This window comes from Streptococcus sp. 20925_1_22, from assembly GCF_041431685.1.
In the GTDB taxonomy this organism is placed as follows: Bacteria; Bacillota; Bacilli; order Lactobacillales; family Streptococcaceae; genus Streptococcus.
In genome coordinates this window covers 276,313-291,778 of record NZ_JAPVYE010000002.1, presented here as the reverse complement: position 1 = coordinate 291,778, position 15,466 = coordinate 276,313, and the positions used below count along the sequence as shown (strand labels likewise).

15 protein-coding genes are annotated in these 15,466 nt (G+C 43.1%); 5 read left to right on the top strand and 10 right to left on the bottom strand.

The genetic code is table 11. The features are described 5' to 3' along the window. Window positions 1-52: 52 nt before the first annotated feature. Window positions 53-2,254, bottom strand: coding sequence for a polyribonucleotide nucleotidyltransferase (gene pnp / locus O3621_RS03915; RefSeq protein WP_314448604.1), 2,202 nt, complete (start codon window positions 2,252-2,254; stop codon window positions 53-55). 426 nt (window positions 2,255-2,680) lie between these two features. Between pnp and O3621_RS03910 the strand changes: the two genes are divergently transcribed. Then, entirely contained in the window at window positions 2,681-4,042 is a 1,362-nt protein-coding gene (locus tag O3621_RS03910) for an MFS transporter (RefSeq protein WP_032910563.1), read from the top strand. Window positions 4,043-4,156: 114 nt separating this feature from the next. After that, window positions 4,157-5,953, top strand: coding sequence for an oligoendopeptidase F (gene pepF / locus O3621_RS03905; RefSeq protein ID WP_314448608.1), 1,797 nt, complete (start codon window positions 4,157-4,159; stop codon window positions 5,951-5,953). Window positions 5,954-6,005: 52 nt separating this feature from the next. On the opposite strand, the gene O3621_RS03900 is transcribed toward pepF, so the two are convergent. The 4 genes from O3621_RS03900 to O3621_RS03885 form a co-directional block, all read right to left on the bottom strand. Next, window positions 6,006-6,416: a hypothetical protein gene (locus tag O3621_RS03900; RefSeq protein ID WP_049541501.1), complete on the bottom strand. Its 411-nt coding sequence runs from the start codon at window positions 6,414-6,416 to the stop codon at window positions 6,006-6,008. A gap of 156 nt (window positions 6,417-6,572) precedes the next feature. After that, window positions 6,573-6,887, bottom strand: a complete 315-nt coding sequence (trxA, locus tag O3621_RS03895; RefSeq protein ID WP_125337654.1) for a thioredoxin — start codon at window positions 6,885-6,887, stop codon at window positions 6,573-6,575. Window positions 6,888-6,905: 18 nt separating this feature from the next. Beyond that, on the bottom strand, window positions 6,906-7,127 hold the full coding sequence (locus O3621_RS03890) for a DUF4649 family protein (RefSeq protein WP_002899027.1): 222 nt from the start codon (window positions 7,125-7,127) through the stop codon (window positions 6,906-6,908). Window positions 7,128-7,315: 188 nt separating this feature from the next. Beyond that, window positions 7,316-7,729 carry a YjdF family protein gene (locus O3621_RS03885; protein WP_314448615.1) on the bottom strand — a complete coding sequence of 138 codons (414 nt, stop codon included), beginning with the start codon at window positions 7,727-7,729 and terminating at the stop codon, window positions 7,316-7,318. 287 nt (window positions 7,730-8,016) lie between these two features. On the opposite strand from O3621_RS03885, the gene O3621_RS03880 reads away from it, so the two are divergent. Then, window positions 8,017-8,943 (top strand): alpha/beta fold hydrolase, encoded by a 927-nt coding sequence (locus tag O3621_RS03880; protein WP_314448617.1) that lies wholly within the window; start codon window positions 8,017-8,019, stop codon window positions 8,941-8,943. A gap of 494 nt (window positions 8,944-9,437) precedes the next feature. Here the strand turns inward: O3621_RS03880 and rpsO are convergent, their stop codons facing one another. The 3 genes from rpsO to O3621_RS03865 all read right to left on the bottom strand — a co-directional run bounded on the left by rpsO (window position 9,438) and on the right by O3621_RS03865 (window position 11,783). After that, window positions 9,438-9,707 carry a 30S ribosomal protein S15 gene (gene rpsO / locus O3621_RS03875; protein ID WP_004193424.1) on the bottom strand — a complete coding sequence of 90 codons (270 nt, stop codon included), beginning with the start codon at window positions 9,705-9,707 and terminating at the stop codon, window positions 9,438-9,440. 166 nt (window positions 9,708-9,873) lie between these two features. Next, window positions 9,874-10,602, bottom strand: coding sequence for a pseudouridine synthase (locus O3621_RS03870; protein ID WP_371513725.1), 729 nt, complete (start codon window positions 10,600-10,602; stop codon window positions 9,874-9,876). An 11-nt stretch (window positions 10,603-10,613) separates the two neighbouring features. Continuing rightward, the gene (locus O3621_RS03865) at window positions 10,614-11,783 is read right to left on the bottom strand and encodes an MFS transporter (protein WP_227965441.1); all 1,170 of its coding nucleotides are present in this window, start codon (window positions 11,781-11,783) and stop codon (window positions 10,614-10,616) included. A 194-nt stretch (window positions 11,784-11,977) separates the two neighbouring features. On the opposite strand from O3621_RS03865, the gene def reads away from it, so the two are divergent. Further along, window positions 11,978-12,610 (top strand): peptide deformylase, encoded by a 633-nt coding sequence (def, locus tag O3621_RS03860; protein WP_048773951.1) that lies wholly within the window; start codon window positions 11,978-11,980, stop codon window positions 12,608-12,610. Window positions 12,611-12,875: 265 nt separating this feature from the next. Further along, window positions 12,876-13,739, top strand: a complete 864-nt coding sequence (locus O3621_RS03855; RefSeq protein WP_231082611.1) for an HNH endonuclease — start codon at window positions 12,876-12,878, stop codon at window positions 13,737-13,739. Between the two features lie 118 nt (window positions 13,740-13,857). Here the strand turns inward: O3621_RS03855 and O3621_RS03850 are convergent, their stop codons facing one another. Then, complete coding sequence (locus O3621_RS03850) at window positions 13,858-14,088, bottom strand: GlsB/YeaQ/YmgE family stress response membrane protein (protein ID WP_002893807.1); 231 nt, start codon at window positions 14,086-14,088, stop codon at window positions 13,858-13,860. Window positions 14,089-14,182: 94 nt separating this feature from the next. After that, entirely contained in the window at window positions 14,183-15,424 is a 1,242-nt protein-coding gene (locus O3621_RS03845) for an aminopeptidase (protein ID WP_371513723.1), read from the bottom strand. Window positions 15,425-15,466: the final 42 nt, after the last annotated feature.

The window sequence follows — 15,466 nt, the reverse complement described above, 5'->3', positions numbered from 1 at the left end:
CTAGGCTCGCCTCTGCCGATTTTTGATGAGATCTATAGGGATAAGCGACCTCTTATTCTTCTGTTTTAGGGCTTTCTTGATGATCCTTATGACCCTTGTGCTCCTTGCGCGGATGATGCCCCTTGTCATGATGATGTTTTGGCTTATCAGACTTTGGTGGACGCGGCAGCAATACTTTCATGGAAGCATCTACCCGGCCTTTGGCATCAATCTTGATCACCTTGACATCCACTTCATCACCGATTTGTACGACATCTTCGACGTTGTTGGTCCGAGTCCAAGCCAGCTCTGAGATATGAACGAGGGCATCCGTCTTGTCAAAGAGGTTGACGAAGGCACCGAATTTCTCAATCCGAACAACCTTGGCATGGTAAACTTCATCCACTTTTGCTTCGCGGACCAAGCTAGCAATGATTTCCTTAGCACGATTGATGGCGTCTTGATCGCTGGAGTAGATGGATACATTTCCTTCTTCGTCAATGTCAATCTTAACACCGGTCTCAGCGATGATCTTATCGATGGTTTCTCCACCTTTACCGATGACAATCTTAATCTTGTCCACATCAATCTTGATGGTGTCGATTTTCGGAGCAGTTGGAGCCAACTCTGGACGTGGAGCAGGAATCGTCGCTCCAATCAAGTCCAGGATTTCAAAGCGGGCTTTCTTAGCCTGAGCCAGAGCTTCTGTTAAGATTTCTGCTGTAATTCCTTCAATCTTAATATCCATCTGCAGGGCGGTAATCCCTTCGCGAGTACCAGCTACCTTAAAGTCCATATCGCCAAAATGGTCTTCCAAACCTTGAATGTCCGTCAGAACCGTGTAGTTGCTGCCATCTGAAATCAATCCCATGGCAATACCAGCAACCGGAGCCTTAATCGGCACACCACCAGCCATCAGAGCCAAAGTGCCCGCACAGATAGAGGCCTGTGAGGAAGAACCGTTTGACTCCAAGACTTCTGCTACCAGACGGATAGCATAAGGAAACTCTTCCAAGCTAGGCAAGACTTGCTCCAGAGCACGCTCCCCAAGAGCACCGTGTCCGATTTCACGACGACCAGGAGCCCCATAACGACCTGTCTCACCGACAGAGTATTGCGGGAAATTATAGTGATGCATGAAGCGTTTCTTGTATTCCGGATCCAAGCCGTCAACGATTTGCGTTTCGCCCATTGGTGCCAGAGTCAGAACAGACAAGGCTTGGGTTTGCCCACGAGTAAAGAGACCAGAACCATGCACGCGCGGCAGGTAATCCACTTCCGCATCCAGCGGACGGATTTCATCAACCTTACGGCCATCAGGACGGACCTTATCTTCGGTAATCAAACGCCGCACTTCTGCATGCTCCATTTGCTCCAAGATTTCAGCCACATCACGCATGATACGGTCGAATTCTTCATGGTCCGCGTATTTCTCTTCATAAACTGCTGTGACTTGGTCTTTGACAGCCTGAGTTGCGGCTTCACGCGCCAGCTTTTCTTCTACCTGAACAGCCTTTTGCAAGTCGCTATTATAGGCTGCGATAATCTCTACCTGCAGCTCTTCATCAACATGCAGCAATTCTACTTCTGCTTTTTCCTTGCCGACTGCCACAACGATTTCTTCTTGGAAGGCAATCAATTCTTTGACCGCTTGGTGCCCTTTGAGAAGAGCTTCCAGCATGATATCTTCAGAAAGTTCCTTGGCTCCAGACTCTACCATATTGATAGCATCTTTGGTGCCAGCCACTGTCAGTTCCAAAAGTGAAACTTCTTTTTGTTCCTTGCTAGGATTGATGATAAATTCACCATCTACATAACCAACCTGAACTCCTGCGATAGGGCCGTTAAAAGGAATATCTGAGATAGAGAGAGCCAAAGAGCTACCAAACATAGCAGCCATTTGAGGCGAAGCATCTTCGTCATAAGAAAGAACTGTATTGATAACCTGAACTTCATTGCGGAAGCCTTCCGCAAACATAGGGCGAATCGGACGGTCAATCAAGCGAGCAGTCAAAGTCGCATCCATTGATGGACGGCCTTCGCGCTTGTTAAAGCCACCAGGATATTTCCCAGCTGCATACATTTTTTCCTCATAGTTGACCTGCAATGGGAAAAAGTCTCCCGTAGCCATCTTTTTGGACATGGTTGCCGCGGTTAAAACGGTACTTTCTCCATATCGAACAACGGCGCTGCCATTTGCCTGCTTTGCAACCTGACCGGTTTCAACTACCAGCTCACGGCCTGCAAAAATAGTTTTAAAAACTTGTTTTGTCATAAAGACTCCTTGCCGAGCATATGCTCAAATTTTTTCATACGCCTTGGCTACAAAGATCAAGATATTAAGCCCGTCAAAAGCTCATAGCATAATCACAGCTGACAACTAACCTTCTCAGAATTTTAGCTTTAATATCATGGTCTTAGCAGCTTATTATATCCTCATCTTTGTATCAAGCACGTACAGACCTTATTTTACCACAATTTCAGCCAAAAGAAAAAGTCTGAAAATGGCTTTTTTTCTATAAAAGTACTGAAAACCTATTTTTCTTTTCTATAGCTGATGATAGTTGGCTGTCAGAGTTCGTTTTTTCTCTTTCGATTCATCAAATAAGATGGCGGTATAGCCACTATTCACTTTTCAAAGCGAACTTCTTGCTTTATAATAAATACAGTGACTCATTTCAAACATGTAAAGGAGACAATCGTGCCAGATCATCAAACAGTTGAAAAGAAAGATTTTTTCTCGCTCCTTGCGACAGCCTTAGTCAGCTTTGCAGGCATCTTATCTGAAACCAGTATGAATGTAACCTTCCCGCATCTAAGTAAGGTCTTTGGGTTAGGATTGGGAACGCTGCAATGGATTACAACAGGGTATTTACTAGCGGTGGCCATCACGATTACTTTAGGAGCGACCTTAGCCCACAATTGGAAAGAGCGGACCATCCTCTTTACTGCTTTGGCCAACTTTTGCTTGGGCACACTGATTGCCATGTTGGCTTCAAGCTTTCCCATCTTGATGATAGGGAGAATCCTGCAAGGAGGCGCTACTGGATTAGCCATTCCTTTGCTCTTTAACTTGATTGTTGAGCGTATTCCTAAGCAAAAAATCGGAACCTACATGGGCTTGTCTGGGATGGTGGTCAGCCTAGCACCAGCAATTGGTCCGACTTACGGTGGTTTTATGATTAGTCGTTTTGACTGGCATATGATTTATACCTTTATTCTTCCTGTCCCAATCATTTCCTTTATTCTTGGCTTTTTCTTTTTAAGAAATTCCGAAAAGTCTAGGAAACGCGCCTTTGATCTCCTCTCATTTCTCCTCTTAGCAAGCTCACTCGTCTTTGCCATTGTAGCTATCTCTAGCTTAGAAGAAGGACATATCGATTGGCTCTATCTTGTTCTCTGCATAGTGCCACTAGCCTGCTTTATCTATCGGAGCTTGAAGATTGATCATCCATTCTTAGATATTCGGATTTTAAAGCAACCAACAGTCTTATTGGCTATTTTACCCTTCTTCATTTTTCAGTTTATCAACCTATCAGCTAATTTTCTGATTCCCAACTTCCTAGTCATAGAAAAAGACATTTCAACCGCTCAGGCAGGCTTTGCGCTGCTTCCAGGAACCATGCTCGGAGCCTTCCTCTCTCCTGTCTTTGGCAAGCTCTATGATAGAAATGGTCCTAAACCAACCCTTTTTACAGGAAATTCACTTCTTTTCCTGGCTGTACTCTTGCTCCTTATCTTCACAAAAGAACTCACCTTAACAGCTGTTATTGCGATTTATATTTGCTTTACCTTGGGACGAAACATGGCCTTCAATAATACACTTGCTCTAGCCACGACTCAAGTTGATAAAGAAAAAACCGCAGATACGACCGCGCTGTTTCAGCTGGCCCAGACCTTTGCGGGAGCTATAGGTACTGCAGTCACAGCTGTCATCGCCAATCAAGCTCCCAATATGACAAAAGGAACTCAAAACGTCTTTACCCTTTTATTGGGCTTGGTTATTTTCGTATTCTTATCTTATCTACTGCTTTTTAAAAAAATTGCTACAAAGAAACTTTGACTTTTATACTCAAGTGATAAACAGCTAAAAATTACTGACTTATCCTTCTCTCCCAAAGACATTTTGGGGGATTTTTTGCTATACTATTTCTATATACGACAAAAGGAGTAGACTATGGAGCAAAAACATCGTTCTGAATTTCCGGAAAATGAACTCTGGGACCTAACGGCCCTTTACCAAGACCAAGAGGACTTCCTGCGAGCCATCGAAAAGGCCAGAGAGGATATCCAGAAATTCGTCCGTGATTACCAAGGCAAGCTTAGCACTTTCGAAGATTTTGAGCAGGCTTTTGCTGAGTTAGAGCAGATTTATATCCAAATCAGCCACATTGGCAACTACGGCTTTATGCCACAGACCACTGACTTTGGTGATGAGAGCTTTGCGCAGATTGCCCAAGCAGCCATGGAGTTTGAGACCGAGGCCAATGTCGCACTCAGCTTTTTTGATGATGCCCTGGTCGGTGCAGACGAGGCTGTCTTGGAAAAACTAGGCCAAGAGCCCCATTTGACCTCAGCCATTCGCCAGGCTAAAATCAAAAAAGCCCACTATCTAGGAGCAGATGTCGAAAAAGCCTTGACTAATCTAGGTGAGGTATTTTACAGTCCACAGGATATTTACACCAAGATGCGGGCTGGCGACTTTGCCATGGCTGACTTCGAAGTAGACGGTAAAGTTTACAAAAACAGCTTTGTCACCTATGAGAATTTCTATCAAAACCATGAAAATGCAGAAATCCGCGAAAAAGCTTTCCGCTCTTTCTCAGAAGGTCTTCGTCAGCATCAAAATACTGCCGCTGCTGCCTATCTAGCTCAGGTCAAGTCTGAAAAATTGCTGGCTGACATGAAAGGCTACGACTCTGTCTTTGACTACTTACTGGCAGAGCAAGAAGTTGATCGCTCTATGTTTGACCGGCAAATTGACTTGATTATGAGCGAATTTGCCCCAGTAGCTCAGAAATACCTCAAGCATGTCGCTAAGGTAAACGGACTTGAAAAAATGACCTTTGCTGACTGGAAACTGGACTTGGACAGCGAGCTCAATCCCGAAGTCAGCATTAATGATGCCTATGAGCTCGTCATGAAGTCAGTCGAGCCACTCGGACAAGAGTATTGTCAAGAAGTTGCCCGCTACAAGGAAGAACGCTGGGTCGACTTTGCGGCCAATGCCGGAAAGGACTCTGGAGGCTATGCTGCTGATCCTTATCGGGTTCACCCTTATGTCCTCATGAGCTGGACCGGTCGCATGAGCGATGTCTATACTCTGATTCACGAAATTGGCCACTCTGGTCAGTTTATCTTCTCTGACAATCACCAAAGCTACTTCAACGCCCACATGTCCACCTACTATGTGGAAGCACCGTCTACCTTTAATGAGCTCCTGCTCAGTGATTATCTGGAACGCCAGTTTGATAACCCACGCCAAAAACGCTTTGCCCTTGCTCACCGTCTGACGGATACTTACTTCCATAACTTCATTACTCACTTGCTGGAAGCTGCCTTCCAACGCAAGGTCTATACTTTGATTGAAGAAGGCGGAACCTTCGGTGCAAGCAAACTCAACGCTATCATGAAAGAAGTTTTGACAGAATTCTGGGGCGATGCCGTTGAGATTGACGACGATGCTGCCCTGACTTGGATGCGCCAAGCGCATTACTACATGGGGCTTTACAGCTATACTTACTCAGCAGGTCTGGTCATCTCTACTGCCGGTTACCTCCACCTGAAAAATGACGAAAATGGTGCCCGTGACTGGCTTGAGCTACTCAAATCCGGCGGCAGCAAGACTCCGCTTGAGTCAGCTATGATTATCGGAGCAGATATCTCAACAGACAAACCACTCCGTGATACCATCCAATTCCTGTCAGACACAGTTGATCAGATTATTGCTTACAGCGAGGAGTTGGGGGAATAAAGAAGAAACAAAAACAGCTTGAAGCAAATCTTCAAGCTGTTTTTTAAATAGTTCAATAAAAATAAAGCGATCCAAAAAAGCGGAGATAAAGCAAAATATAGGCACTAAAACAAGCGATAAATATAAGCCATCTTATCCAGTACTGTGACTTAGTATAATTCTTCATTCGCAGCAACCCGATGAAAAACCAAATCAGACTCCAAAAAACCAGGCCTAATATCTGAGGGGCAAAATATGAAATTAAAAGCAAAACAGGGATCAACAAGGCTAATACTAGTATGATTCTTTTTTGCGTTATCTCTTCCCTAGGAATCATCCACCCCACAAAGAAACATAAAACCGCTGGAGCGATGAATGGTGTAAAAATCATAAAGACAAATAAAAGATGTTTTAGCAACTCAATAATAATCATTACCTCATTCCCATCATGTTTTAAATAACCCAGCTCTCTAGCGCGTTCCATTGGAAAATTTACCTCTACTTATTATACCTTAAAAAGTGAATTTTCGAACAAAATTTTTAAATTGACTCATTATTATTATAATCGCAATAAAAAAGACCACTCTATAACCAGAGCAGCCTCAATTTTAAATAGGTCTAATTTAATCTTCCACTCACCTTATCCCAATTCTGCCACAATAGCTTTAATCTGCTGGGCTGTATGGACACCCGCTAACTGCTTGACGACCTGACCGTCTTTTTTAAAGAGCAAGGTCGGGATAGACATGATGCCAAAGGCGCGTGCTGTAGCTGGATTTTCATCGACATCCATCTTGACAATCTTGAGCTCATCTTCTGAAAGTTCCTCTGAGAGCTTGTCAAGGATTGGCCCCTGCATCCGACAAGGTCCGCACCAAGTAGCCCAAAAGTCAATGAGCACTAATCCATCTTTTGTTTCTTGCTCAAATGTTGCATCTGTGATTGCTTTTACCATTATTTTTCTCCTTTATTCTTAGTCAAACTTTGTCAAATCCTGCTTCATCAGGAAAAAGAAGACATCGCCGTAAGTGCCCTGGTAGTTCAAATCATGACCTTTATAGGTCAACTTTTTAACTGGGTAATAATCTGCCACTCCAATTAAGCAGGCTTGCTGGGACTGCTCAAACTCCTGATAAGACTCAAAGGTCATCTTGCGCTCCTGCTTGACAGCATCCAAATATGTAATTTCAATCATAAACTCTCCTTTTTAAAACTACGCTTGTAATTTTTATTTTATGATTATATTGTAATATCTTTAATTACATCTGTCAAATAAAACGACTTGGAGAAATCAATTCGCTTTTCAAGCCACTCACCGATTTCCTGATAAACAAAAAAACCTCCCATCGGAAGACTTTCCCATATAAATAAGAAAAACCAGGCTCAATGCCCCTTGTGCTTTTCCAACCGTTTTTGCTGTTTGAGTTCGAATTTCCTTTGCTTAGCCAGTTCTTTCTGCTGCTTGCGCTTGACTCGAGCGATTTTCTTTTGCTCTTCAAATTGCAGCTTCAGCGCTTCCTGAGACTTTGAAGAACGTGAAGCCATCTGCTCTTTTTTAGCCTGTCTCTGCAGGCGTTTAGGACTGACCGACTTAGTCTTCTCTTTCACCCTGATGCTAGGACTAAACTGCAACCGATGATAATAACGGTTTAGAAAATCCAGCAATTCCTGCGTGCTAGGCTCTGCACCAAAGGTGACTCGGCAAACTCTATAAGATTGAGCATATTCCTGCTCGAAAAGACCGTACCAAAATCCCTCTTCAAAATAAACTGTCAGCGTCATTGAAATCTTATCCATGACAGCACCTCCTTTAAAAATCCCTAAGAATGGACAACCAAGGAGGAAGGTTACTGACAAAAATGGATTTTTTGCGTCTGGACTACCAACCAGAACTGTGTTTTTATCTTAGTAGCTACAGTTTAGCAAGATTTTCTAAAAAACTCAAGGTCATCGGAATCTCGCTTAGATGACTGAATTGGATTTTCTTGTATGAGATCCAGAAAAATCAAAAACTAAGAAATCACTATCCTTGTAAAATAAATTCATTTCCGCTATAATACTACAAATACTGAAAGGAGAGAACTATGAAGTATATTTGGGCTTTCTTAGCATCCTTGAGCTTGGCTGGACTGGCTCTGTTCTTCTGGCATTCTCAGACTAAACCGAACCCTACCCCTCCTAAGCCAGAAACCACACAGACAGCTTCTAGCGAGAAGAGCGACAAGCAGCCGACTCCTACTGATGACATCGTGTCTGAAGAATACAGCGTTTCATACGATGACAAGCAGCTCTACGGAAAGATTACTGCTCCTTCTGACTACAAGAGTAAAAAATTGCCGACTATTGTCATTGCACATGGATTGAACAACACCCTTGAGCAATATGAAATGTACAGTCAGCTGCTGGCAAAGCAAGGTTATCTGGTTTACAGCTTTGATTTCTACGGTGGCAGCCGCCAATCGAAAAGCGGTGGACAAGATATGCTGAATATGTCGGTCAAGACCGAACTCACAGACTTGACTCAAGTCATGGAAAAGCTTCTTTCTGAGCCCTTTGTAGACAAGAGCAAAATGAGTTTATTCGGTGCTAGCCAAGGCGGTGTCGTTGCCAGTCTCTATGCTGCTGCTTATCCGGACCGCGTGCACAAACTCATGCTCATCTTTCCAGCTTTCGTTCTTTTCGACGATGCCAAAGCGACTTATCATGAGCTAGGGAGTCCTGACTTCGACCAACTTCCTGATAGCTTGACACACCACAATACTACTCTGGGCAAGATTTATCTAATCGATGCCTTAGACATTGACATCCAAGCAGAGCAGGCAAAAATCACCGCTCCGACTCTCATTATCCACGGTACTGATGATGCAGTCGTGCCCTACCAGTATGCTGTTCAAGCGAGTAAGACCATTCCAAATGCAGAGTTGATCACTGTGGAAGGTGGGGAGCATCGCATCGACGAAAGATTTGCTATCACTGCCGCTCCTGCGATCCAAAAATTTCTGAAAGAGTAAATTTGCTGATAGAAAAAGTTCTTCTAAAATAATAGAAGGGCTTTTTTGGACCACAAAAAGAGTCTGACTGAGTTAGAAGCAAGACTAAGGAAAAGCCCTCTGAATCCAGAGGGGGTGATTTGTGCTCGGACTAAGATCCCAGTGAAAAAGAAAAAGCACTCTACAAATAAGAGTGCTCCATTCTTGCAGGATAAAATGTTTCTAGACAAGGCGACGAGCCGAAGATTGTACTAAAATTCTCTTGAAAAATAAAAAAGCTCCCCTAAGGGAGAAGATCTGGTTTATTTTACCTTGCAGTGCTAGTAACCGTAACCGAAGATAATACTTGAGTATATCGAGGTAAGGTGACGGAACAGAAAAAGCTCCCTGAAGTCAGAGAGCCAATTTGAGCTCGGGCTAAAATCCTAGTGAAAAAGATGAAACTCCTTGTGTTCATCGAACACGGTGTCGTTTCCCTATTTTCATACGGATTTTTGACGCCCTTAGCATCATGATTAGCGACGAAGTCCAAGAGAGTTGATCAACTCACGGTAACGGTTAACGTCGTTCTTACGAAGGTAAGCCAAGAGGTTACGACGGCGACCGATTTTCTTCATCAAACCACGGTAAGTAGCGTGGTCTTTTTTGTGTTGTTTGATGTGGTCATTGAGGTGGTTAATTTCCCAAGTAAGGACAGCAACTTGTACCTCTACTGAACCAGTGTCACCTTCGTGACGTGCGTATTGTGCAATGATTTCATTTTTTTTCTCTTTTGAGATTGCCATGATATACTCCTTTTCTTTACGCTTCATCCGAGTGGCAGGTTTGGCATGGCCTGCAACCAAGAAGAAGTTATTTGTCTTTACGACATACTTATTCTACCAAGAAGGTCTACCTTTGTCAAATGATTCTGTTTCAACTCTTTTGTATTAGGAATTCAGGCTCTTTCATTTACAATTCAACGCCGAAGATTGCCAAAGACTGCATTTCTTCCTCAGTCAGCCTCCGCCATTCTCCAAGAGCTAGTGCGGAATCCAATTGTAGGGGTCCCATCGTGAGGCGCTGAAGATCCGTGACTTCTTTTCCACAGGCAGCCACCATGCGCTTTACCTGGTGGAACTTACCCTCAGCTAGGGTAATTTCTACGAGAGAAGTCTCTTTTGCCGCGTCTAGCTCTAAAATCTTGAGCTGAGCTGGCTGGCAGGTGAAATCTTTCAGTTCTATTCCTGCAGCAAATCGCTCTTCATCTGCTTGGTTCATCAGGCCAGCCACTTGAGCTCGGTAGATTTTCTCTACGTGCTTTTTGGGTGACAGCATGGCATGGGCTAGCTTGCCATTATTGGTCAGAAGGAGCAGGCCGTGGGTATCAATATCCAAGCGGCCGACAGGAAAAACTTCTTTCTGACGGGCAGTCTCGTCCAGCAAGTCCAGAACCGTCTTATGACGGTCATCCTCTGTCGCCGAAATGACTCCCTGCGGCTTGTTGAGAAGGTAATAGACGAATTTTTCATAGGTCAGCCTTTGGCCAGAAACAATAATCTCATCTGCTGTCTCATCAATCTGGGTCTTAGGTGATTTCTCTGCTCTGCCATTGACCAAAACCAGCTCTTTCTTTAGGAGCTGCTTAACCTGGGCGCGTGAGCCCAGACCATTTTCTGCTAAAAATTTATCCAGACGCATCGTATAACCTCCTAGCTTTTTGGGGGCAATCCGCTCTTTTCTTTGCTAAATCTTAGAACAAAGAGCGAGGTCAAAATCATAGCTAGTCCCAAAACGCTGAAGATAAAGGCTGGGACGTTGGAGAATCTCCCGATAAAACTGAGGACAAATGTAGTGGCCGTTGCTCCGATACTGCAACCTAAAATCACGATAGAAGTGGCTTGATTGAGTAGGTGGGCGGAAATGCGCTCGGACAGAGTGTAAAAAATGGTCGTCAGACCGACACTATAGACAAAGCCAGCACTAATAGTAGCCATGCTGAGTGACAAGAGATTTGGTGAGAAGCCAATAATAATCTGAGTCAGTCCAAAAACCAGACCAGAAAGCATCAGCAGTTTATCTCTAAAAAGACGGGTCAAACTAGCAAAGCTGATGCCCGCTGCAATCCCAATCAACTGCATCAAGGAAAGAATAACGCCTGCAGTTTGGGCTGTTCCCATGCCAGACTTCTCTACAATTCCCGGCACGCGCACATTGATAGCAATATAAGTCAGTACAATAACCCCCGCCACAAAGGCAAAAAACAAACTCAGCTGCCAATCCTGCCGACTTAACTTAGAAGTCGATTCAGACTGTTCTTGCTGCTTTTCAAAGACCTTGTCATAAGGGACAAAAAGCAGATAAAGCGCTAAAACCACTAGTCCGAAGGTATAGACGAGAAAGGCAGCCTGCCAGCCGAGAGGAAGAAGTCGACTGACTCCAAAAGTCAAGAGGGCTGTCCCGACTACTTCTGCTGATCCCCTCAGTCCTAAAAGCCGAACGCGTTCCTGTCCCTTGTAGCGCTCGCTAACAATCGAGATAGCCTTGGCATTGAGCAGACCGATTCCCATCCCAAAGACAAGCCGAGATACAAACATAAGCCAGTAGGACTGGTTAAGAAGAGGAAGAAGCCCGCAAAGTGAAAAAATCAGAAGCCCGCTCACAATCATCTGACGCTCTGTCAGGTATTTTTCAATGACCCTATTAAACAGCAACATCAGCATAATCCCAGCCGAAGGCAAAGAAACCAGAAGTTCTACCCAACTTTCTGGAATCCCTTTATAAAAAGCAAACATGGCCGACTGGGCACTGGAAATCGAAAAAGCCGTAGTCAGAATCAAAGAAAGCGAGAGGATACTCACCTTTTCCATCAATTTTTTCATTCTATTTTCCTTTAAAATTCACACTACCTCTATCATACAGTTTTTTGGGCCAAGACGCAATTTCTTTGTCAGGAATATTATGGGTCGCTGTGGCTTCATCAAAAAGCAGGCATCCCCAGCCAGTCAAAACCGCTCCCGCCTTTATTTCTTGCAGGTTTTATGTTATGATGAAGGATAGAAAAAAGGAGAGAATCATGTCTGTGAGTGAAAAAACATCTGTTATTGAACGATTAACCAAACCAGCCCATTTAATTGATATGAAGGACATTATCCGCGAGGGCAATCCGACCCTGCGCGCTATCGCTGAGGAAGTCAGCTTCCCTCTATCAGACCAGGAAATCATCCTGGGCGAGAAGATGATGCAATTTCTCAAGCATTCCCAGGATCCAGTCATGGCGGAAAAAATGGGACTGCGCGGCGGTGTTGGTCTAGCTGCTCCCCAGCTGGATATTTCTAAACGGCTCATCGCTGTTTTAGTTCCCAACCCTGACGACGAAGAGGGCAATCCGCCTAAGGAAGCTTATAGCCTGCAAACGCTGATGTACAATCCTAAGATTGTAGCCCATTCCGTTCAGGATGCAGCCTTAGCCGATGGTGAAGGCTGCCTATCAGTCGATCGAGAAGTACCTGGCTACGTGGTTCGGCATGCGCGAGTGACCGTGGATTACTTTGACAAGGACGGTCAAAAGCATCGTATCAAACTCAAGGGCTATAATGCCATCGTTGTTCAGCATGAAATCGACCATATCAACGGCATCATGTTCTACGACCGTATTAATGAAAAAGACCCATTTGCAGTCAAAGACAGCATGTTGGTGATTGAGTAAATAACTTGCATATCATTATCGAAAATACTGATGTTATAATTTAAAACTAGTTTTATTATTGTTTATAAAAATGAAGAGATTATTTTAAAAAATTTTAGGAGGAGGAATTCTCATAAAAAAGTTTTTTGATATCACTATTTTGTTGGTATGTCTAGCCTTATTACCTTCTTTGCTACCTTTTTTATGGAACCAATTTTTAGGTTTAATTATAACAGTAATTGGTACGTTTATTTTTTGCATTATTTACATCAAAATTAGAAATTTGATGAAAAATCTTTATTTTAATAGTCCAGATTTTCTAGAACAAAAAAATAATATTACATCTACAATTAAAGAGTTTAACGACATTGCAGAGTATGCTAAGTCAATACCAAACAATAATTGTTTTAAAGCAAAGAAGGTTATAGGAGAACATATTCATTTAGCATCATTTGAAAATACAAGTAGATATAACTATCGAAGAGATAGAAATATCCGAACTTATAATAATGATAAAGTCTATCCAGCTTCTTTATATATTGTTAAACGTTCTTCAGAAGAACCTATTAAATACCTATGCAAATATTTCGATATAGAAGCAAGCGAAGAAAGCTTAAAACAACTTGAAGAAATTAGCGAAAATATTTCGCGGATAGAAAATACTCTTGGGAATTTGAAAAATAGGCTTGAAAATATTAAAAATAATGTTCAAGTCCCAAAATATATCATTAAATATTACGAACAAGATTTAATACAACATTTAGAAGTCAATGTTCCTGATATTAATATTGAATATACTAGATATGTTTTTGAATATGTAAGTAACTCTGGGAACAGTTCTCAAAGAACAACAATAACCTTTAACAACGAAACTGTTGAAGCAGTCTGTCAATATCTTTTAGAACAAATTCAATATAATAAAAGTATTCAAGCCCAACGATCATTAATGACAAATAGATTACGCAACTATATTAAAGAGCGCGATAATTATACATGCCAAATTTGCGGTGCATCAACCAAAGAGCAAAGTCTTTTACTATTAGAAATTGATCATATTATTCCAATTTCTAAAGGTGGATTATCTACACGAGATAATTTGCAAACATTATGTTGGAAATGTAACCGCTCAAAATCAAATAAAATATTATAAACTTTAGAGTTCTACTTTATCATTGTTTATTCATAATAGAAAGTACAGTTTGTAAACTGACCAAAGAAAACAACAGCTAATAATTTCGTATAGCTGTTGTTTTTTCTCTTTTTCTATTCTAACTATCCCGTCTCCAGAAAATAGCCAAGAGGATAACTGCTCCTAGCACTGATGGAACAATAGCTGTATCAGCAAGCATTGGTCCCCAATGGCCAAAGAGAAATTGACCAATCAAGGAACCAAACCAACCCAAGAGGATTTTTCCGATACAGCCCATGCGCTCCCCTCGGCTAGTAATAGCCCCGGCGATAAGGCCGATGATAAAACCGACAAACATACTACCAATCATATATGCCCCTTCTTTCTATATTTCTAGCAAGGCTTCACAAGAAGCAAGTGGAAGCTATCATTATGGAATGCGCCATTTAGGGCAGCTCGAAATCTTAGATTGCCCAGTCTCCATTGCGGAAGATTGCTACACGGCTGCCGTCTTCTCGGATACCGTCAATATCCATCTGATCAGAGCCAATCATAAAGTCCACATGGACATCCGAGCGGTTGAGACCCGCTGCTTCAAGCTCTTCTTCAGAGAAATTCTCTCCACCGACCACACTAGTCGCATAGGCTGCACCGATAGCCAAGTGGTTAGAAGCATTTTCATCAAAGAGAGTATTGAAGAAAGTAATGCCTGACTGAGAAATCGGACTTGGATCTGGTACCAAGGCACACTCACCTAAAGCACGCGCACCAGCATTTTCAAAGACAAGATCTTTCATAACCTGGTCTCCCTTTTCAGCAGTAATATCCACAATCTGGCCATCCTTGAAGGTCACCTTGATGCCTTCGATGATGTTGCCATTGTAGCTGAGAGGCTTGGTGCTAGTCACATAACCTTCTGCCCGGCGAAAGTCCGGTGCTGTAAAGACCTCTTCTGTCGGCATGTTGGCAATGAAATACTCGCCCTGAGCATTTAGACTGCCAGCTGACTCCCAGTGATGGTTCTTGGGCAAGCCCAATGTCAAGTCAGTTCCAGGAGCTGTGTAGTGCAGAGCTGTGAATTGCTCCTCGTTTAAAACCTTAGCTTTTGAGCTGAGTTTTTCTTCATGCGCCTGCCAAGCGGCTACTGGATCATTCTCATAGACACGGCAGGTTTTGAAAATCTGATCCCAAAGCAAGTCTACCGCTTCCTCATCACTGGCTGCGTTTGGAAAGACCTTCTTAGCCCACTCTGTACCGGCTGCTGCAGCGACTGTCCAGCTGACTTTATTGGATTGGGTTGCAATCCGCATCGGCTTCATGGCTATCCCCATAGCCTTAGCAGAAGCCGATAATTTCTCAGCATCCACGCCATTTAAAGCTCCTGGGTCAGATGAACGAACGCCCAAGCGGCTGGCTTTCTTCTCAAGAAGATAGTTCATCTCAGCCACCTTATAGTCTGGAACATTGTCCAAGCGCTCCATCGGCGCATGGAGGAATTTCTCCCGCGTACTCAAATCATCCGCCCACTGGACAATGACTTCGTGAGCCCCCAGAGCATAGGCCTCCTTGACAATCAAGTGAGCCAACTCACGCTGCTCCACATCAATATTGAGCGCCACCGTGTGACCCGGCTGCACATTAATACCATTGGCAACCAATAGTTTAGCGTATTTTTCTAAGTTTTCTTTAAAATTTGGCAGAACCATTCTGCTTCTCCTTTTCTTTTGTTATTTCTCTTTAAATAAGGA